The sequence below is a fragment of the Acidimicrobiales bacterium genome (genome assembly GCA_041394265.1).
In the GTDB taxonomy this organism is placed as follows: domain Bacteria; phylum Actinomycetota; class Acidimicrobiia; order Acidimicrobiales; family SZUA-35; genus JBBQUN01.
In genome coordinates this window covers 524,473-544,248 of the sequence record JAWKIO010000006.1, presented here as the reverse complement: position 1 = coordinate 544,248, position 19,776 = coordinate 524,473, and the positions used below count along the sequence as shown (strand labels likewise).

The window sequence follows — 19,776 nt, the reverse complement described above, 5'->3', positions numbered from 1 at the left end:
GGGGCGCAGAGTGGCGCCGGGGTCAGGGGCGCCGGAAGACGTAGTGGGGTTCGGGGGCGAGGGCGGTGACGAGGAGGCGGTGGCGCTCGACGCCGAACAAGGTCGTCATGGTCTCGAAGCGGAGCGGGGTCGACTGCTCGACTTCGGCGATGAGCTGATCGGGACGAGCGTGGTGGAGCGCGAGGCCGTTGTCGTCGACCAGTCGGCGGCGGGCGAACTCACCCGAGGTCAGGAACCGCAGGCGTCGCTTCCAGCTGGCGAGTGACTTCGCCCCGGTCGGTGTGGCCAAGATCCCGAGCGAGTTGAACGAGTTGAAGATCAAGTGCCCGCCGGGGCGAACGACCCGAGCGAGATCGGCGATGGCTTGGGCCCGGACGGCGGGGTCGACCAGATAGTCAAAGCCGTGGAAGGCCACGAGCACCGTGTCGAAACTGGCGTCGGCGAAGGGGAGCCTGGCCATGTCGGCGGTGGTCAGACGGATGGCCGAGGCGGCGAACTCGTCGCTGTCGGCGAACTCGCTGATCGCATCGTGGTTGACCTCGATGCTGACTACGTCGGCCCCCAGACGCTCGAGCGCCAGCGCACTGCGACCGGTGGCGGCCGTGCCGACGTCGAGCACACGTTGACCTGCGGTCACATACCGAGCGAGGAGCGGCGACTCATCGAGCCCGGTCGGCAGGTGCCGGTAGACGTGGGTCCGAGCATCGAGCGCAGTGTCGGCATCGTGAGTGGTTGAGGCAGTCACCGATGCTGAGCCGGGCACCGAGCGATGGCCTGCACCGTTGACGGTGTCGGTCACGTTGTTGGCGTCGGCGTTGCTACGCAAGCGACCGAGTGGTTCGGGGGCGGAGCCGCCGGGGGTGCTGGTCGTGCGCGCAGCACCGAGGCGAGTGAGGATCAGGTGGCCGAGTTCGGGGGCGTTGTGGCCCTCCACGAGGGAGTGGTGGTCGCCCTCGACATCGATGATCTCGAGATTCGGGAACACCTCGCCCAGGCCGTGGTCGTGGCCGGTGTGCACCAGCCCGGGATGGGTGTCGGTGGCGGCGAGCAGCACCACGGTGCCGTGGTACGGCTCGATCCCATGCGATCCGATCAGGTCGTACATGCGGCCCTTGATGAACCACTCCCGGGCTTCGAGCGGGATCGGTCGACCTTCGGCCCGGGCGGCGTCGACCATCGGGGCGAAGTTCTCCGACTCGTGGGGCCGCACCTTCTCGTTCACCTTCTCGGCGAGATAGCGCACCCCTTGGCGGCGCAGTTGCTGGAGATGCTGCTCCCGGGTGAACGGGCGGGGCCTGGTCTCGTTGTGGAACGTGTCGAGCAGCAACGTGGCCTCGACCACCTCGCCGGCAGCTTCGAGTGCTCGGGCGATCTCGACCGCGATCGTTCCTCCGCCCGAGTACCCGGCCAGCAGGTACGGCCCCGAGGGCTGGTGAGCCCGAATGGCGGGCAGGTAATCGTCGACGACCTCGACCATGGTCGTGTGCGGCTGGGCGACACCGTCGACCCCGCGCGCCTGGATGCCGACCATGTCGAACGCCGGCTCGAGTTCCTTGGCCAGCGCCCGGAAGTTGAGCACGTTCCCGCCGGCACCGTGCACACAGAAGAGCGTCGGCCGCCCGTCGTCGATGCCTCGCGTGCCCGGCAGGATCGGCACCAGGTAATCGACGGCTCGATCGGCATCGTTGCCAACCGAGCCACCGGTGACGAGAGCCGTCAGGTGTTGTGGCGTCGGCGCTTGCAGCATCTGGGCCAGGCTCAGCTCGCTGCCGAACGTGGTGTTGATTCGGGCGAGCAACCGCAACGCCAGGAGCGAGTGGCCGCCGGCGTCGAAGAAGTCGGTGTCGGCGCCAACCTGGGCCCGGGGGAGCACGTGGTGCCAGAGGCCGAGCATCGTGGCGAGGTCGTCATCACCCACCGGTGCCGCAAGGTCGGTCGAGGTGTCGGTCGGGCCGGACACAGCGGCAATGGAAGCCTGCTCGGCCAGCGCCCGACGGTCGAGCTTGCCGGTCGCCGTGGTCGGGAGGTCGTCGAGCGGCAGGAACGCCACCGGCACCATGTGGCTGGGTAGCAGTCCGGCCGCGTGCGCCCGAAGCTCGTCAGTTGACGGCGGTCGAGCCCCCGCGGTCCCGACGACGAACGCCACGATCTCGCCCTGCTCTCGCACCACGGCGACACACCGTGACACGCTCGGATGACGAGCAATCGCTGATTCGATCTCACCCAGCTCGACCCGCATGCCGCGGATCTTCACCTGCTGATCGGACCGACCGACCACTCGCAGCGAACCGTCGGGGCCGAGCCAGCCGAGATCGCCGGTGCGGTACCACCGGGTCGTCGACCCGTCGGGCTCGGTCCGCTCGAGGAATCGCTCGGCCGAGAGGTCCGGTCGCTCCCAGTACCCAGTCGACAGGGCGACGCCGGCCACGTCGATCGACCCGACGGCGCCGAACGGCAACGGTTCGCCATGCTCGCTGGTGATGGCCACGCGCAGCCCCGGCAACGGCCGCCCGGCCGGAACCGGCGACGACGGGTCGAGCGCAGCCAACTCGGCAGCAGCGAACTCGGCCACGGTCACGTCGGCCGTTGCCTCCGACATGCCGTAGATGTTGAGCAACGTCACGCCCGGCAGGGCTTCGGCCACCCGGCGAGCCAGGGCTGCGGGAAGCGGCTCGCCACTCGTGGTGAGCAGGGCGAGGTGGGGGAGTCGCTCGCCGAGGTCGGGCGCCGAGTCGAGTAGCGCATCCAGATAGGACGGCACGACCACGAGGCGCCGGATGCGCTCCCTTGCGCACAGCTCGACGAAGGCCGATGCGTCACGCACCGTCTCGTCGGGAGCGAGCACCACGCACTGGCCGGCGAGCAGCGGACCCCAGAGCTCGGACAGATGGTCGACGAACCCGAGCGTGGTCTTCGCGATTCCGACCTCGTCGTCGGTCGGCGGGTGCGTCAGGTACTGCCACGCCAGCCGGTCCAACACGCCCCGGTGATGGACGGGCACGCCCTTCGGACGACCTGTGGAACCCGACGTGAACGTGAGGAACAGCGTCGAGTCCGGGGTCGTACCGGTGGCGTGATCGTCGCCCGAAGCGGCCGCCTCGCAGTCGGATGGATCGGCGGCGGCACCCCCGAGCGAGTCCTTGCCGGTGAGGGGGTGCAACGGTATGACTGTGTGCGCCTCATCGCTGACGGGCGGCTCATCGAGCAGCAGGTCGTGCACATCGACCACGACCGGCGCAGGTCCGCTCCGGTCTGCATCGCCTGTAGTCGCCACGGTCGCGGCGATGCCGGTCATCGTCTCGGCAACGGCGTCGCCCGCCACGAGCACGAGGGGAGTGGCCGAGTCGGTGAGGATGTTCGCCGTTCGCTCGGCGGGGTGTGACGGATCGAGCGCGAGGTAGCAGCCGCCCGCCAACACCGTGCCGACGATGGCAACCACCATGTCGAGCGAGCGTTCGATGGCGATGCCGACCGGTACTTCGGGCCTAACGCCTCGGCCACGAAGCTCCGCCGCCAACCGCCGGGCACGACGGTCCAGCTCGGCGAACGTCAAGGCATCGTCACCACAGCGGACGGCGACCTCGACGCCGTGCATGCGGACCCGATAGGCGAAGGCTGAGTCGACGGTGGCGTCCTCGAGGCTCTCGGCGATCACAGCTGCTTTCTCGGGGTCACCGACGGCGATCGCATCACTCGGCCGAGGGTGAGGCACACCTGCGCCAGCCGAGAAGGAGTCGACTGGGTCCGCTGGCGATGTCGAGCGCGCCGGTTCGTTGGCGAGGTCGTCGACTGGGTCCGCTGGCGATGTCGAGCGCGCCGGTTCGTTGGCGAGGTCGTCGACTGGGTCCGCTGGCGATGTCGAGCGCGCCGGTTCGTTGGCGAGGTCGTCGAGCGGGTCCGCTGGCGATGCCGAGCGCGCCGGTTCGTTGGCGAGGTCGTCGAGCGGGTCCGCAGGCGACGCCAAGCGCACCAGCTCGTCGGTGAGGTCGTCGACCATCTGGCGGGCGAACCACGGAGCCAGGCGAGACTCGTCGTAGACCACGATGAACCCGAGCGGCCGGCCGTCGGAATCATCCGACGTCGCATCCGAAGCAGCGTCGGGAACGTCGCCAGCCATGACCGTGAGGGCGTAGTGGGTCTGCTCGAAGACCGTGTAGTGCTCGACCTCCACACTCGGTGCCTCGTGGGCCACCCGCATCGGATAGTTCTCGAACACAAGGATCGAGTCGAACAGCGCACCGTCGGCAGGAGCGAACCGTTGGACCTCGGCCAGCGACGCATGCCCGTGGTGGCTCACGTCGAGTTGCTGGCGTTGCAGCGACCCCAGCCAGTCGCCGTCCACATCGTCACCCTCGTTCACGCTGACCGGGAACGGCAGCGTGTTGAGGAACATGCCGACGGCCTCGGCGGCGCCGTCGAGATCGGGCGGGCGACCCGACACCGTCACGCCGAACACCACGTCTCGGCGCCCGGTGTAGCGAGCGAGCGTTCGGGCCCAGGCCGCCTGCACCATCGTGTTGACCGTGACTCGCTGTGAGCGAGCGAATGCACGAACGAGCGCACTTTCGGGCGCCGATAGCTGAGCATCGATGCGGCCCCGGACGAATTGCCCACCAGGCGACGCCCCGCCCGGTGCGATGGTGGTCGGCTCGTCGACCGAGGCCAGCAGCGTGCGCCAGTACGCCTCGGTTGCGCCGGCATCCCGATCGGCCAACCACTCCAGGTACGGCCGGAACTCCGAGGCCCCACTGATGTGATCGGCGTCGACACCCTCGTAGCGGTCGAGCACTTCGCCGACGACCCGGGCGGTCGACCAGCCGTCGAGCAACAGATGATGGAAGCTCCAGATCACGTGCATGCGCTGGTCGTCGATGGGGAGCAGGTCGAAGCTCGAGATCGGCCCGACACCCAGGTCGATGCCGGTGGATCGTCGTTGCGCTGCCAGCTGGTCGGCCCACTCCCGGGGCGAGCCAGCACCGTCGCTTACAGCGGCAGCATCATCGTCACCAGCGACACCGACGACGTTCCAGTCGAGCTCGACCTCGCTCAGCACCGCCTGCAGCGGCTCGTCGAGCCCGTCCCACAGGAACACCGTGCGCAGCATCGAGTGCTGTTCGTGGACCAGCTGCCAGGCGGCCCGGAACCGGTCGAGGTCGAGCGGTCCGACCAGATCGAACCGCACCTGTTCGAAGTAGACCTCGGGGTCGGACTGGCTCAGCGTCTCGAAGAGCATGCCGGTCTGCGCCGGCGTCAGCGGCAGCAGATCGTCGACGCCGTCCAGCGGCGGCACCTCCCGCAACGGGCTTAGTTCGCTCGAAGTAGCGGCAGCGGTCGACACAGCTATCGATGGTGCCACGTCGAAAGCAGACAGGAGCGAGTCCGGGTGCAACGACTCCTGGGCATCGGGACACTTCACCCTGCACACTGGTCCGGTGTTCGGCCTGCGACAGCGACTCACCTCGGGTCGATCCCGAGATGCCATGTGGACCGGCGTCGGCACCCTGCTCGGCGCCGTCGCCGTCCTGGGATCGCTTGCCATCCTCACCGTCGTGCTCTCGCCGGAGCAGTTCGGTGTGTACGCCGGCGTGGTGTCGGCGGGCGGCATCCTGCTCGGGTTCGCCGTGTTCGGCTCGGGCGAGGCGATGCTGCTCGGCCTCCGCAGCGCCGACCTGACAGCCTCAGTAGGAGAGGCCAACAGCATCGCCCGCATCTGGGGGCGAGGCCTCGGCACCGCGCTGTTGGCGAGCCTCGTGTGCTTCGGCGTGCTCATGGCCGCCACCGCGGTGATCCTGCCCGACGTCAGCCCCAGCCTGATCGCCGCCCTCGCCGCCGCCGAATACTTGGCCTCGGGCGTCGGCACCGTCAACGTCCAGCTGCTGCGGGGCCTGGGGCGCTTCAAGGAGGGCGCGCTCACCTCCACGTTCGTGTTCGGTGCCCGGCCCGTCGCCGCAGCGTCGCTGTTCTTCGTCGACCAGCCTGAACTCCGCCACTACGCAGTGGTCAACCTCGTCGGCGCCGTCGTCGTCTCGGCGGCGACCACCGGATGGGTGGTCCGGTCGTTCGGTTGGCCCCGGTTGTCGATCCCGACCACGACGGCCGACTATCGCCAGGGCGGCGCCATCGCCCTCGGGCAGACCTCGACATCGGTGTCGGCCGGCATCGACCAGACCCTGTTGCTACGGGCGGGCTTCGAGCGGGACAACGGCCTGTACGGCGTCGGCGTCCGCATCGTCAGCTATTCCTTGCTGCCCGCGTCGGCCGTGACGACCACCATTTACCCCGAATTCTTCTCGAAAGGCGCCGAGGGGATCGAGGCGACCGTGGCCTTCGCCCGCCGCATGGCCAAGCCGATGGTGACCTACGGACTCGTGATCCTCCCGCCCCTGTGGATCGGTGCGCTGATCGTCGAGTGGCTACTCGGCAACGACTACGACGGCGTGGCCGTGGTGATCTGGTCGATGAGCGGCTTCCCGGTGCTGCGGATCATGCAGTCGCTGATGGGTGATGCGCTGAAGGGTGTCGGCCGGTTCGGTGCGGTGAGCGGGGCGATCATGGTGACGGCGCTCACCAATGTGGTCCTCAACCTGTGGTGGATTCCGGAGCACAGCTGGAAGGGGGCAGCGGTGGCGACGTATGTCTCCGAACTTCTCTATCTGATCCTGCTCGTGGTCGCCCTGCGCCGGGCCCGTTCGGTGATCCCCGAGCAGGTAAAACCTCACTGAGGGTGATCTCACCCGAGCCTCTATCACGGACAGTGAGGCTCCGATACCTTCGGTGGCATGCCTGCCGCGAGCCCCACTTCCTTCGATGGACGACACGACGACCGTGCGTTCGATTCGGGCATCCGCACCATGTCGGACTACATCGCCATCGCCAAGGAGCGGTGGAAGGTGGGTCTTGCCACGTTCATCCCCGTGGTCCTGCTGGCTGCGCTGTTCGGGTTGACGCAGGCCGAGCGCCATCAGGCCGAAGCGATCGTCTTGCTGCGCACGGCGTCGAGCCAGCAGCTGTTCCCGTCGGCCGGCAGTCAGGACCCTGAGTTCGAACGTGATCAGCAGGCCGAGCTCGACTACGTCCAGTCCGACGACTTCTCCGGCTCGCTGCCCAATCGCGAGGCGGTCGAGATCGTCGCCCCCGAGGACTCCAACGTGTTGGTGTTCACCGCTGAAGCGCCGACGGCGGCCGAGGCGATGGATCTGGCCAACCAGTGGGCGAGCGCGTATGTGACGTCCCGCCAGGCGCTCGAGGTCGAGGCCAACGACGTGGCGCGCTCCTCGCTGACCGACGCGATCGACGATCTCGAAACCGAGAAGGCCGACATCCTCAGCCCGCTCGCACCGCTCGATGCTGCGCTCGAACGGGCCACCGATCCCGACACGATCAGCCGGCTCACCACCCAGCGGGTCGCTCTGCTGCAGACGTTCTCCGATCAGCTCCTGCCGATCGAGGCCGAGCTGCGTGACTCGGCCGACCAGCTCGCCCAGTTCACCGCGGTCATGCGCTTCCTCGAGCGAGACGAGATGAGCGCCAAGGTCACGAGCATCGCCGACGAGGCGGTCAAAGTGGCGCCTCGCCCGCTGCAGACGATCGTGATCGGATCCATCCTCGGGTTGGCGCTCGCCATCGCTGCGATCCTCATCGCCGACTCGGTCAACTCCAAGGTCAACCGGGCGAGCGACATCGAGCGGGGCCGGTTCCACATGCCGGTGCTCGCCCAGGTGCCCGACAACGGCCGCCCGGTCCAGAAACTCAACGAGGCGAGCAACGCTGTGCTCGAAGGCATCGAGGGTCTGGCTACTGCGTTCGCCGCGATCACCCGGGCATCGAATGCCAAGACGGTCGTCGTCACCAGCGCCCGCCAGGGTGAGGGCAAGTCGACCACCGCCGGTCTGTTCGCTCAGCGGGCCGCCCTGCAGGGTTCGCGGGTGCTGCTCATCGACGCCGACGTGCGCCGCCCGACCCAGCATCTGCTGCACGGCATCGCCAACGACGACGGCCTCACCGAGGCGCTGGCGAGCGGGACGATCCCGCAGATCCACGAGATCCGCAATGCGTCGGGCCAGGGCGGTTTCCACCTGGTCACCGCCGGTGGATGGGTCGACAATCCGGCCGGCCTCATGCGCAGCGACCTTGCGGTTCGGGTGCTCGATGCCATCTCCAAGCCCTACGACCTGGTGATCATCGACTCGCCGCCAGTGTTGGCCGTCACCGACGCCCAAGCGCTGGCCAGCGTTGCCGCCGATGTTGCCGTCGTGGTGGCCAGGGTGCATTACAGCCGCCGCAACGAGGTGGCCGAAGCCGCCGAGCTGATCGAGCTGGCCGGCGGCAAGGTGGCCGGTGCGGTGCTCGTCGGATCCAAGCCCCGCCTTGGCTACTACGACTACTGATCCCGCGCCCCGGCGTGGTGTGACGCTTGGCCTTCCTCCAGGATGAAATCAGGTCGTGACGGGTGCTCCCACTAGCGTGGCGCCATGGCGAACCACTCGACCTACTACTCGGCGGACTACCTCGTGGAGGTGACGCCCGACCAGGTCATCTGCCATCCCGGCGGAGCCTTCGAGGTGGTCGGCGGTCGCGTCGCCTCGATCGGGCCGTCCGTCGAAACCGGCAACGAGCCGGTGGTCGCGCTCGGCGGCTTGGTCATGCCCGGTCTCGTCAACGCCCACTGCCACGCCGCCATGACCCTGTTCCGATCGGCCGGCGACGGCCTACCGCTCGACCGGTGGCTGAGCGAGGCGATCTGGCCGCGCGAGGCGAAGATGACGCCCGACGACGTCCACGCCGGCATGGTGCTGGGTTCGCTCGAGATGCTCCTGGCCGGTGTCACCACGAGCATGGAGATGTACCTCCACGACGAGGCGATCATCGAAGCGGTCCGCCGCACTGGCGGGCGTCTGGTGTCGTCGCCCGGCATCATCCGGGCGTTGCACGGCGCCGACCTCCCCGGCCGGCTCGACGAGGTGCGTGAACTCCACGCTCGCCACCACCGTCCCGACGAGCGCATCTCGGTTGGCTTCGGTCCGCACTCGGTCTACGACCTCGACGCCGATCTGCTTCGCCTGATCGTCGGAGCCGCGGCCGAGCTCGACGCCGTCGTGCACATCCATCTCGAGGAGACGAGCGAGGAGCGGCAGGTGGTACTCGATCGCGACGGTCGGTCGGCCACCCAGGTCCTGGCCGACGTCGGTGCGCTCGACGGCCAGTTGGTCGCTGCCCACGGCGTCTGGCTCGACGACCACGATCGACGCTTGCTCGGCGAGGCCGGCGCATCGCTGGCCCACTGTCCCAACTCGAACCTGAAGCTCGGCGCCGGCATCGCCGACATCCGGGCCATGGCCGATGCCGGGATCAACGTCACGATCGCCACCGACGGCCCGGCGTCAGGCGACTCGCTCGACCTCTGGCGCGGGGTCTCGCTCGCAACCGGTCTCGCCCGCGGGATGCGCCACGATCCACAAGCGCTCGGGGTCGACGACGTGTTGCTGATGGCCACGGCGAATGGTGGCCGGGCGATCGGCCAGCCCGACGTCGGCACGCTCACGGTCGGGTCGAGAGCCGACTTCATCCGCATCGACATCGACCAGCCGACCTTCACGCCGTCACTCGACGAGCACGAGTTGCTCACCCATCTGGTCTTCGCCAATCGGGGCGGCAACGTGACCGATGTGTGGGTCGACGGTGAGCAGGTCGTCGCCGATCGTCGACCCGTGCGGGTCGATCTCGACGAGGCGATGCGTGAGGTCGTTCAGCGATCGTCGTCGGGCAGCGGTGCCCCGGCCCGTTTGTAGTCCTCGAACTTGAGGAGCACTTCGGCCATCTCCTCTTCGCTGAGCAGCACCGGCGGTTCGACCGCCAGTGCTCGCAGATACTGATCGGCCAGGAACTCGACCTCGGCCGCCAGCGCCAGCGCCTTGGCCGGAGTGGCCGCCACCGTGATCTGGCCGTGGTTGGAGAGGAGGCAGGCCGTGCGGTCGCGCAGGGCCTCGACGGCGATCGTGGAGAGCTCGGGCGTGCCGAATGTGGCATAGTCGCCGCATCGGATCGAGTTGCCGCCGGCGATGGCCACCATGTAGTGGAACGCCGGGATGGAGCGGCGCAGCGTGGACAAGGCGGTGGCAGCAGGGGAGTGCAGGTGGAGCACCGCGTCGACGTCGTCGCGGGTGGCAAGGATGTCGTGGTGGAAATGCCACTCGGTCGACGGCTGGCGGCGGCCAGTCGGGGTGCCGTCGGCGGCCACGTAGACGATGTCGTCGAGCGTGGTGTCCTCGTAGGGGACCGCGGAGGGGGTGACGAGCAGGCCGTCGCCCCACCGGACGCTGGCGTTGCCCGACGTCCCCTGATTGATCCCCGAGGCGTTGGCGGCGAGGCAGACATCGACCAGTGATTGGCGCGCCTTGTGTTCGGCTGCAGGACCGCTTCCGATGCTCATTGGTTGGCCTCCTCGTCTCGGTGGGTGCCGCCCTGGACGACTCGTGCGAACAGGGTCAGCACGGTGTCCTTCGCGTCGTTGATGACCGCCCAGATGTCGTCGATCGAGATCTCGGTGTCGGACAGTCCGGCTGCCGGGTTCGAGATGACGCCGACGGAGGCGTAACGCACACCGTGTTCGACGGCGAGGGCGACCTCGGGGTAGCCGGTCATGCCGACCAGGTCGGCGCCGAGCGTGCGGGCCATGCGGATCTCGGCCCGGGTCTCGAAGCGAGGGCCGTTGAAGCAGATGTAGGTGCCGGCGCGAACCAGCGGGATCTGGAGTTCCTCGGCGGCGATGTTCAGCGCAGCCCGAAGCGACGGGTCGTAGGGCGCGCTCATGTCGGTGTGGCGGACCTCGCCCGGGTTGTCGAAGAAGGTGTCGGCCCGGCCCGTGGTCCAGTCGATGAAATCGTCGATCAGGACGAGGCTGCCCGGTGTGAGGTGGTCGGCGATGCCGCCGCTGACGGCGGTGGCCAAGATGTCGCTCACGCCCACGCTGGCGAGCGCCCAGATGTTGGCGCGGTAGTTGATCTGTTGCGGCGAGATCGAGTGGGAGCCACCGTGGCGAGGCAGGAAGGCCACGGGCTGGTCGTGCCAGGTGCCGGTGGTGACGTCGACCTCGCCGTAGGGCGTGTCGACGGTGGCGACCTGTGACTGCTCGAGGCCGGGGAGTTCGTAGAATCCCGAGCCGGTGATGAAGCCAAACACGCGCAACAGGGTGCCATGACGGCGGCTCGTCTCGGCGCCCATCGCAGAAAATCACTCGTTCGCAATGCGTGGCCCGCAGGTCGTTCGTGTGTCCGCTGTGTGACAGCACGCCGGGTGCGGTGCGGCCACTGCGGCCCCGCTTTAGACTGCGCCACGACCTATTGGGAGAGAAAAGCGAGGAACGCACCCATGAGTTCAACCTTCAAGCGTCTGCTTGCCATGATGTTTGCCTTCACCCTGCTGGCAGCAGCCTGCGGCAGCGACTCCGGCGGTTCTGACACCGAGGCCGGTTCGGAAGGCGCAACCGAGACCACCGCCGCCGACGACAGCGGTGAGGACAGCGGCAGCGACGCCGGCGCCTCCGGCGAGGGCGACTGCGCCTCCGAAGAGGTCCTCTGTGTCGGTCTCGTGACCGACGTCGGCAAGATCGACGACAAGTCCTTCAACCAGTCGGCCTGGGAAGGTGTGCAGGCCTCGGTTGCCGACGTCTACGACTTCATCGAGACCCAGGATTCCAAGGACTACGCCACCAACATCGGCACGTTCCTCGATCAGGACTACGACATCATCGTGACGGTCGGCTTCGCTCTCGGCGAGGCGACCACCATTGCCGCCGGCGAGAACCCCGACACTCTGTTCATCGGTGTCGACCAGTTCCAGGGCGAGCCCGCGGCGAACGTCGCCGGTCTCATCTTCCCCGAGGACAAGGCCGGCTTCATCGCTGGTGCCCTCGCCGGTCTGCTGACCGAAACCAACACCGTCGCCGCCGTGCTCGGTACCGACCTGGTCCCGCCGGTCGTCGCCTTCAAGGAGGGCTACGAGGCTGGTGCCAAGTACACCAACCCCGACGTCGAGCTGCTTTCGACCTATCACCCCGGTGGCCTCGATGTGGCCTTCGTCGACCCGGCGTGGGGTGCTGACACCGCTCGCCAGGCGCTCGACTCCGGCGCCGACGTCGTCTTCGGCGCCGGTGGTCTGACCGGCAACGGTGCCCTCGGTGAAGTCGCCAAGGACGGCGGCGCCGCCTTCTGCATCGGCGTCGACTCTGACCAGTGGGAGACCGTGCCCGAGGCCCACCCGTGCCTCGTCACCAGCGCCATGAAGCTGATCAACCCGGGTGTCGTCGCCCTCATCGCCGAGGCCGCAGCTGGTTCGATGACCAGCGGCAACTTCGTCGGTGATGTCGGCATCGCTCCGTACCACGACTTCGACAGCGTCGTCAGCCCCGACGTGAAGGCCCAGGTCGACGAGATCACTGTCGGCGTGCTCGACGGATCGATCCCGACCGGTTACGGCGGCTGATCATTTCCTGATTCGCTCGATTCGGGCCCGGTGGTGTGCGAGTATCTCGCATCCCGCCGGGTCCGACTCGCGTTTCGGCTGCTGCCTGCTTCTGGAAGGGTGTTTCTTGCTCGCACGTCTACGAACGACTGCTCTCCTGCCCGCCCTCGCCGTCGTGCTCGGGCTCGTGATCGGTGCGCTGTTGATGCTGGCCGCTGGCAAGAACCCGGCCGAGGCGTACTGGGCCATGCTCGTCGGCGCCTTCGGCGGGGCGGATCGCTTCGGTCGCACACTCGAGAAGGCGACGCCCCTCGTGATGGGCGGTCTCGCCGTCGCCCTGGCTTTCAAGGCCGGGCTCTTCAACATCGGAGGGCAGGGCCAGCTGTTGCTGGGCGCAGCGTTCGGCGCCTACATCGGCTTCCGCTTCTCGATGCCCTCGGTTCTCCACATCCCCCTCACGATGCTGATCGGTGGCCTGGTTGCCTCGTTGCTCGGCATGGTCGTCGGGGCGCTCAAGGCGTATCGGGGGACCCACGAGGTGATCAGCACGATCATGCTCAACTTCGTCGCCGCGAACTTCACCGACTGGCTCGCCAGCAGGGACGGACCCTGGAACGACCCCGACGGTGGGGCGATCGCCCGCACGCCGCTGGTCAACCCGTCGGCCGAGATCCCCAAGGTCGGCGGTCTTCCGCTCGGCTTCGCGGTCGCAGTGCTTGCCGCCCTGGCCGTGTGGTGGTTGCTGGAGCGCTCCACCTTCGGCTTCGAGATCAAGACCGCCGGAGCGAACAAGTTCGCCGCCACCTATGCGGGCATCAAGGTCAATCGGATCGTCATCGCCACCATGGGACTCAGCGCCTTCCTCGCCGGGGTTGGCGGCTCCATCGAGACCCAGGGCGTCGTCGGACGTTTCGAGCCGGGCTTCAACACCGGACTCGGGTTCGACGGCATCACGATTGCCCTCCTGGCCCGGACCAACCCGCTCGCCGTCGTCCCCGCCGCCCTGCTGATCGGGGCCATGGACGCCGGCTCGAGCCGAATGCAGTCGATCTCGAAGGTCGAGCCGGAGATCATCAGCGTCATCCAGGCCTGCATCCTGTTCTTCATCGCCGCACCGTCGGTGGTGCGCTACCTGACCAGACTCCGAGCCGTCGAGGCCGGCGAGGACAGCGTGAGTCTCTCCGCCGGATGGGGGGCATGACATGACCGCACTCGCCACCCCACCCGCCGACGAGGCGATGCCGAATGCGCTCGACTCGATCAAGCGGTTCGCCCCCGCTGTCGGTGCGCTGGTCGTCTTCATCGCCATCGTCGTGGCCTACCAGTGGGACTCCACACAGACCGAGGCCGTGATCTCCGCCACCGTTCGTGCTGCTGCGCCACTGCTGCTGGGGGCGCTGTGCGGTCTCATCGGTGAACGCTCGGGCGTCGTCAACATCGGGATCGACGGCCAAATGCTGTTCGCAGCGTTCGTCGGCTTCATGGCCTCGTCCTACACCGCAGGCGCCGGCACGTTCGTCTCGCTCGGACTCGGCATCCTCACCGGCATGCTCGGCGCCGCCTTCTTCGGGCTGTTCCTCGGCTGGTGCTCGATCACGCTGAAGATGGATCAGATCATCGCCGGCACGGTCATGAACATCTTCGCCCTCGGTATCACCACGTATCTCTATGTGCAGGGCCGAACCCAGCCGTTCTATCCCAACTGGAAGGTGCCGGGCCTCAGCGAGATCCCGGTGCTCGGCAAGGCGGTCTTCGAGAACGGCCCGCTCACCTACGCCGCGCTGATCATCGTGGTGATCGTGCACGTGGCGTTGTTCCACACCCGTTGGGGGCTCCGCACCCGAGCGGTGGGTGAGCATCCGTCCGCGGCCGACACCGTTGGTATCAACATCGTGCGCCTTCGCTACCGGAACCTCATGATCGCCGGCGCACTGGCCGGACTCGCCGGCATGTTGCTGATCCAGTCGGCGTCGGTGTTCAACCGGGGCATGACCAACGGCAAGGGCTTCATCGCCCTGGCCGTGATGCTCGTCGGCCGCTACCGACCGTTCGGTGCGTTGGGCGCGGCGCTGCTCCTCGGGTTCTTCACTGCGCTGCAGAGCCAGCTCCAGTTCAAGCAGGCGTTCGACATTCCGCCCCAGTTCTTCGGGATGATCCCGTTCGTGCTCACGGTCGGCGTCCTGGCCGTTGCTGGTCTGAGTGCGCGACCGCCCGCCGCTGCCGGCAAGCCCTACGAAAAGGAATGATGCGTCGTGCCTGTTGCCGACAACGCTCCCATGCTGCTCGAGGCCCGCGGGCTCACCAAGCGATTCCCCGGTGTGCTGGCCAATGACAACGTCAACCTCGAAGTGCGGCAGGGTGAGATCGTCGGGCTGCTCGGCGAGAACGGGGCAGGGAAGTCGACGCTGGTCAAGATGCTGTTCGGCATCTACGACCCCGATGGCGGCGAGATCTTGCTGCGAGGCGAGCCGACCCCGGTCAACGGCCCCGCCGACGCCATCGCTCATGGCATGGGCATGGTGCACCAGCACTTCCAGCTCGTCGGTCCGCTCACCGTCGCCGAGAACATCACGCTGGGCGCGGAACGCAAGCGGGGCATCTTCCTCGACAACACCGGCGCCGAGAAGGAGGTCCGAGAGCTCTCGGAGCGCTTCGGTCTCGCCGTCGATCCGACCGCTGTGGTCGAGGACCTCCCGGTCGGTGTCCAACAGCGAGTCGAGATCCTGAAGGCGCTCTACCGGGGTGCCGAGATCCTGATCCTCGACGAACCGACCGCCGTCCTCACGCCCCAGGAGACCGACGAGCTCCTCCAGGTGATGCGAGACCTCGCCGCCAGCGGTGTCGGCATCATCTTCATCACCCACAAGCTGCGTGAGATCCTGGCGGTGACCGACACCGTGACCGTGCTCCGCGGCGGCAAGTGGATCAGCACGGTCGAGACCGAAGGGTCGACCCAGGCCAGCCTGGCCGAACTCATGGTCGGGCGGTCCGTGGTGTTGCGCGTCGACAAGCCCGCTGCCGATCCCGGTGAGGTCGTGCTGTCGGTACGTGGTCTGCGAGCCAAAGACGATCGCGGTCATGCGGCGTTGAACGGCATCGATCTCGAGGTCCGAGTGGGCGAGATCGTGGGGATCGCCGGGGTCGAGGGCAATGGACAGCGCGAGCTGGTCGAGGCACTGACCGGGCTGCGCCGCCCCGACGCCGGCACGATCACGATCGCCGGGCTCGATGTGACCAAGTCCGATCCTCGGACGATCTCGGAGCTCGGGGTCGCCCACGTTCCGGAAGACCGTGAGAAGGACGGTCTGGTCGGTTCGTACTCGGTCGCCGACAACCTGGTGCTCACCACCTACTTCAAGCCGCCGTTCGCTCGGCGGATGGTGCGGCAGTTCGACGCCGTCGCCGAGCACGCAACCGATCTGGTCGAGCGCTACGACGTCAAGACGCCGTCGATCGAGACACCGGCGGCCTCGCTGTCAGGCGGGAACAAGCAGAAACTCGTCGTCGCCCGCGAGCTGAGCGAGGAGACCAAGCTGGTCATCGCCTCGCAGCCCACTCGTGGCGTCGATGTCGGTTCGATCGAGTTCATCCACTCCCGACTCATCGAGGAGCGTGACGGCGGGAACGGCGTGCTCGTCGTGTCGGCCGAGCTCGACGAGATCTTCGGACTCTCGGATCGCATCGCCGTCATCTACGAAGGACGCATCGTCGCGGTCATCCCCGCCGATGAAGCCACCCGTGAACAGGTCGGTCTTCTGATGGCCGGGGCAACGAACGATGACGAGAGAGTGAACGCATGATTGCATCATGATGGAAGGCCTCAAGTTGGTCTGAAGACTGCCGTTGGGACTGGTACAAGTTGACCGGCAGAAGACGGGAGCGGATCCCGTCGGGCCAGATCGGGGTAGTCCATGACCGTTGACGAAGCCTCTCGTCGCAGGACCTACGTTCTCGACACCTCGGTGCTGCTGGCCGATCCCCGTGCACCGTTGCGCTTCGAAGGTCACGACGTGGTGGTGCCGGTGGTGGCGATCCTCGAACTCGAGGCGAAACGGAACCACCCAGATCTGGGCTGGAACGCCCGCAAGGCGCTCGGTTTCTTCGAGGAACTGCGTCAGCTCCACGGAGGGCTCGATGAGTTGCTGCCGCTCGGTGGAGGCTCCACCCTGCGGATCGAGCCCAACCACGCCGATGTCGAGCTGCCCGACGCGTTGGCCACGTTCAACCACGACCATCGGGTGTTGGCCGTATGTATCGGCCTGCTCGACGAGCACGAAGACGTCCAGCTGGTCAGCAAGGACCTGCCGCTGCGGCTGAAGGCCGGCGTCCTCGGGATCGAGGCCGACGAATACCGCAGCGAGCTGGCAACCTCTCCGGTGCCTGCCGGGTTCGGCACGGTCGAGGTGGCCGGCCGAGTGGTCGACACGCTCTTCCATCAGGGCGTGGTCGACCTGGACGAGGCCCGGGACATGCCATGCAACGCCGGTGTTGCGCTGCTCGCCGGGTCACAATCGGCCCTTGGCCGGGTGAAGGAGGACAAGCGGGTCCATCTGGTCCGGGAACGCTCGGCGTTCGAGGTTCGGCCCCGCTCGGCCGAACAGCGGGTGGCGCTCGACCTCCTCCTCGACACCGAGCTCGGCGTGGTCAGCCTCGGCGGTCCGGCCGGCACCGGCAAGAGCCTGCTGGCCATGGCGGCCGGCATCCAGCAGACACTCGAGACTCGCCAGTACCGGCGGGTGTTGGTGTTTCGGCCGCTCCATGCCGTCGGCGGTCAGGACCTCGGGTTCCTGCCCGGAACCGAGGACGAGAAGATGCACCCGTGGACGGCGGCAGTCACCGACGCGCTGTCGGCCATCGCCTCACAGTCGGTCATCGACGAGCTGCACCGGCGCCGCATGATCGAGGTGTTGCCGCTCACCCACATCCGTGGCCGAACGCTCACCGATGCGTTCGTGATCATCGACGAGGCCCAGAACCTCGAGCGGAGTGTGCTCCTGACGGCACTTTCCCGCCTCGGCCAGAATTCCAAGGCTGTGCTGACCCACGACATCAATCAGCGAGACAACCTGCGAATCGGTCGCCACGACGGGATCGTGTCGGTGATCGAGGCGCTGTCGGGGCACCCACTGTTCGGCCACATCACGCTGACCCGATCGGAGCGGTCCGTGATCGCGGCGGTTGTGACTCGCCTGCTCGACGAGATATGACGTGGGGGTGAGCCCCACCAACGACCACTTCGCCTTCGACCTGCCGCTGGTCGACTTGCCCGTGGTCGACCTGATCGCCACCGACATCGACGGCACGATGCTGCGCAGCGACGGCACCCTGTCGCACCGGGTCCGTGAGGCGCTGCATCACGCCCATGCCGCCGGGATCCACGTGGTGCCCTCGACCGGGCGGCCGCTGCACGTGGCCGAAGACGTCATCGCCGAGCTCGGCCTCGACAACTACTGGGTGTTCGCCAACGGGGCGATCACCCGCCACCTCGAACGGGGTGAGGTCGTTCGGGCCTTCTGGATGGATCCGACCATCGCCCAGGGCATCGTGGTCGACCTGCGAGACGCCATCCCGGGGGCGCGTTTCGCGATCGAACTCGAACACGGGCTGGCCCACGAGCACGGGTTCAGCGACCGGGTGCCGTCGGTCCCGCAAGGACATCCCATCGACGACGTGCTCGACGGGATGCTGGGGCGGGTCCAGAAGGTGCTGGTCTTCCACGACGAGCTGTCGGTCGACGAGCTCTACCAGGCGTCGGTGCGCTCGGTCGAAGACAACGCCGTGCCGTCGTACTCCGGGCTGAACTTCATCGAGATCTCGGCCAAGCTCACCACCAAGGCGGTCGCCCTCGACCTGCTGTGCGCCGATCTCGGTGTGTCGCCCTCGGCGGTCGCCGCGTTCGGCGACAACCACAACGACGTCGCCATGCTCGAGTGGGCCGGCACCTCCTACGCCATGGGCAACGGCTCCGACGACGCCAAGGCCGCCGCCAACCACGTGATCCCCTCGAGCGACGACGACGGCCTCGCCCTCATCGTCGAACAACTCACCGCCCACCGCCTCGCCGCCCGCTCCTGACCCTGTGCGCCCGGAGCGCGCCGGCCGCCCTGCCCAGCCATCGCCCCGAGCCGCCACCTCGTCGAGCCGCCGCGCCGACCTGTTGGTCACCGCATCTGTCGAGCCTGAAGCCCAATCCGCCCAACTGTCGACACTGAAGCCCCGAACTGAGCCTCAGTGTCGACAGTTCGCAGGAATGGGCTTCAGTGTTGACAGTTGGGGCATGGCAGCGGGCGGATGAGGTGGCGCTCCGGACTCCCGCTCATGCGGCGAGGTTGCGCCGCTGCTCGAGGATCTCGATGATCTCGGCCATGGTCGATTCGGTGCGGTAGATCACTTCGTGCCAACCGATGCGGATGACGAGCCAGCCATGCCGATTGGCCTCTCGGTCGCGGGCGGCGTCTCGGCGGCGGTCGAGTTCCAGACGATGATGACTGCGACCGTCGACCTCGATGATCGTGCATCCGATCGGGTCAGCGAAGTCGACGATGCCCTCGAGGCCGTTGTACCACGGGGGAGCGAACTGGCGTCGCAGGTAGTTGACGCCACGGTCGGTGAGCGCCACCCACGTTCGGAGTTCCAGCTTGGAGGCGGGGAACGGCTGGTCGTCGATCAGCTCGTCGAGCACCGTGCGGATGATGCCGCTTCCGGTTCGGCCTCGGCGGGCCATCGCTCGGTGACAGGCGAGGAAGCGGGCCGGGGACGGGACCTGGGCGAGCAACTGTTCTTCGGCGATCCGCCGGTAGTGAGCGAAGGAAAGGACGGCGCAGAGGTCGAACAACGTCCGTGCCGGGGTGGTCACCCGGAGACCATCGATCATCATCACATCGTCGGCCGGGAGGAATCGGGTTTCATGAATCACGGCACCGGCGATCCGGCGAAGGGTGCCCAGCGGAACGGTCAGCTCGGCGCCCTCGTTGTCGCTGAGTGCCATGCCATGGAGTCGAGCGGCGGAGCGATGGCTGACGACGGCGTCGGGGTGGTGGAGGAGGCCGGCAGCCAGGACTGAGTTCGGGCCCTCCATCGTCGGCACGATGAAGACCCCCTTGGCCACCGATCGCAGCATCCCGCTCTGGACTCGTCGGGTGACGCTCGACGCGCTCACACCCGCTGCGATCAACTGTTGCTGTGTGACGGCGCCATAGTTGGCGGCCGCCAGCCGAAGACATTCCATATCCACTCGCTGTGCCATGTGTGGTAGATAAACGTAAATAAACGCACTTGTCAACCACTCACTGGTTCTGGCGAGCGCGGAACGTGGCG

Annotated in this window: 13 protein-coding genes; 9 read left to right on the top strand and 4 right to left on the bottom strand. The window is 67.5% G+C overall.

Annotated elements, in window-relative coordinates:
• Positions 1-22 precede the first annotated feature (22 nt).
• Positions 23-5,290 (bottom strand): amino acid adenylation domain-containing protein, encoded by a 5,268-nt coding sequence (locus R2733_26735; GenBank protein MEZ5380121.1) that lies wholly within the window; start codon positions 5,288-5,290, stop codon positions 23-25.
• Between the two features lie 142 nt (positions 5,291-5,432).
• Between R2733_26735 and R2733_26730 the strand changes: the two genes are divergently transcribed.
• The 3 genes from R2733_26730 (at position 5,433) to R2733_26720 (ending at position 9,788) form a co-directional block, all read left to right on the top strand.
• Positions 5,433-6,722 carry an oligosaccharide flippase family protein gene (locus R2733_26730; GenBank protein ID MEZ5380120.1) on the top strand — a complete coding sequence of 430 codons (1,290 nt, stop codon included), beginning with the start codon at positions 5,433-5,435 and terminating at the stop codon, positions 6,720-6,722.
• Positions 6,723-6,779: 57 nt separating this feature from the next.
• Positions 6,780-8,387 carry a polysaccharide biosynthesis tyrosine autokinase gene (locus R2733_26725; GenBank protein ID MEZ5380119.1) on the top strand — a complete coding sequence of 536 codons (1,608 nt, stop codon included), beginning with the start codon at positions 6,780-6,782 and terminating at the stop codon, positions 8,385-8,387.
• An 84-nt stretch (positions 8,388-8,471) separates the two neighbouring features.
• Positions 8,472-9,788, top strand: coding sequence for an amidohydrolase (locus tag R2733_26720; GenBank protein MEZ5380118.1), 1,317 nt, complete (start codon positions 8,472-8,474; stop codon positions 9,786-9,788).
• Here the strand turns inward: R2733_26720 and R2733_26715 are convergent.
• Positions 9,746-10,429 (bottom strand): class II aldolase/adducin family protein, encoded by a 684-nt coding sequence (locus R2733_26715; protein ID MEZ5380117.1) that lies wholly within the window; start codon positions 10,427-10,429, stop codon positions 9,746-9,748. The genes R2733_26720 and R2733_26715 overlap by 43 nt on opposite strands.
• Positions 10,426-11,178 (bottom strand): S-methyl-5'-thioinosine phosphorylase, encoded by a 753-nt coding sequence (locus R2733_26710; GenBank protein MEZ5380116.1) that lies wholly within the window; start codon positions 11,176-11,178, stop codon positions 10,426-10,428. The genes R2733_26715 and R2733_26710 overlap by 4 nt, the downstream gene beginning before the upstream one ends.
• A gap of 189 nt (positions 11,179-11,367) precedes the next feature.
• On the opposite strand from R2733_26710, the gene R2733_26705 reads away from it, so the two are divergent.
• From R2733_26705 to R2733_26680, 6 genes are all read left to right on the top strand, one after another.
• A complete protein-coding gene (locus tag R2733_26705) occupies positions 11,368-12,480 on the top strand; it encodes a BMP family ABC transporter substrate-binding protein (GenBank protein MEZ5380115.1) in 1,113 nt (370 codons plus the stop codon).
• Positions 12,481-12,586: 106 nt separating this feature from the next.
• Positions 12,587-13,660: an ABC transporter permease gene (locus tag R2733_26700; protein MEZ5380114.1), complete on the top strand. Its 1,074-nt coding sequence runs from the start codon at positions 12,587-12,589 to the stop codon at positions 13,658-13,660.
• A 1-nt stretch (position 13,661) separates the two neighbouring features.
• Entirely contained in the window at positions 13,662-14,705 is a 1,044-nt protein-coding gene (locus R2733_26695) for an ABC transporter permease (protein MEZ5380113.1), read from the top strand.
• A gap of 6 nt (positions 14,706-14,711) precedes the next feature.
• Positions 14,712-16,259: an ABC transporter ATP-binding protein gene (locus R2733_26690; GenBank protein MEZ5380112.1), complete on the top strand. Its 1,548-nt coding sequence runs from the start codon at positions 14,712-14,714 to the stop codon at positions 16,257-16,259.
• Between the two features lie 111 nt (positions 16,260-16,370).
• The gene (locus R2733_26685) at positions 16,371-17,666 is read left to right on the top strand and encodes a PhoH family protein (GenBank protein ID MEZ5380111.1); all 1,296 of its coding nucleotides are present in this window, start codon (positions 16,371-16,373) and stop codon (positions 17,664-17,666) included.
• Positions 17,667-17,673: 7 nt separating this feature from the next.
• The gene (locus tag R2733_26680; GenBank protein ID MEZ5380110.1) at positions 17,674-18,534 is read left to right on the top strand and encodes a Cof-type HAD-IIB family hydrolase; all 861 of its coding nucleotides are present in this window, start codon (positions 17,674-17,676) and stop codon (positions 18,532-18,534) included.
• A 241-nt stretch (positions 18,535-18,775) separates the two neighbouring features.
• On the opposite strand, the gene R2733_26675 is transcribed toward R2733_26680, so the two are convergent.
• Positions 18,776-19,705, bottom strand: coding sequence for a type IV toxin-antitoxin system AbiEi family antitoxin domain-containing protein (locus R2733_26675; protein MEZ5380109.1), 930 nt, complete (start codon positions 19,703-19,705; stop codon positions 18,776-18,778).
• Positions 19,706-19,776: the final 71 nt, after the last annotated feature.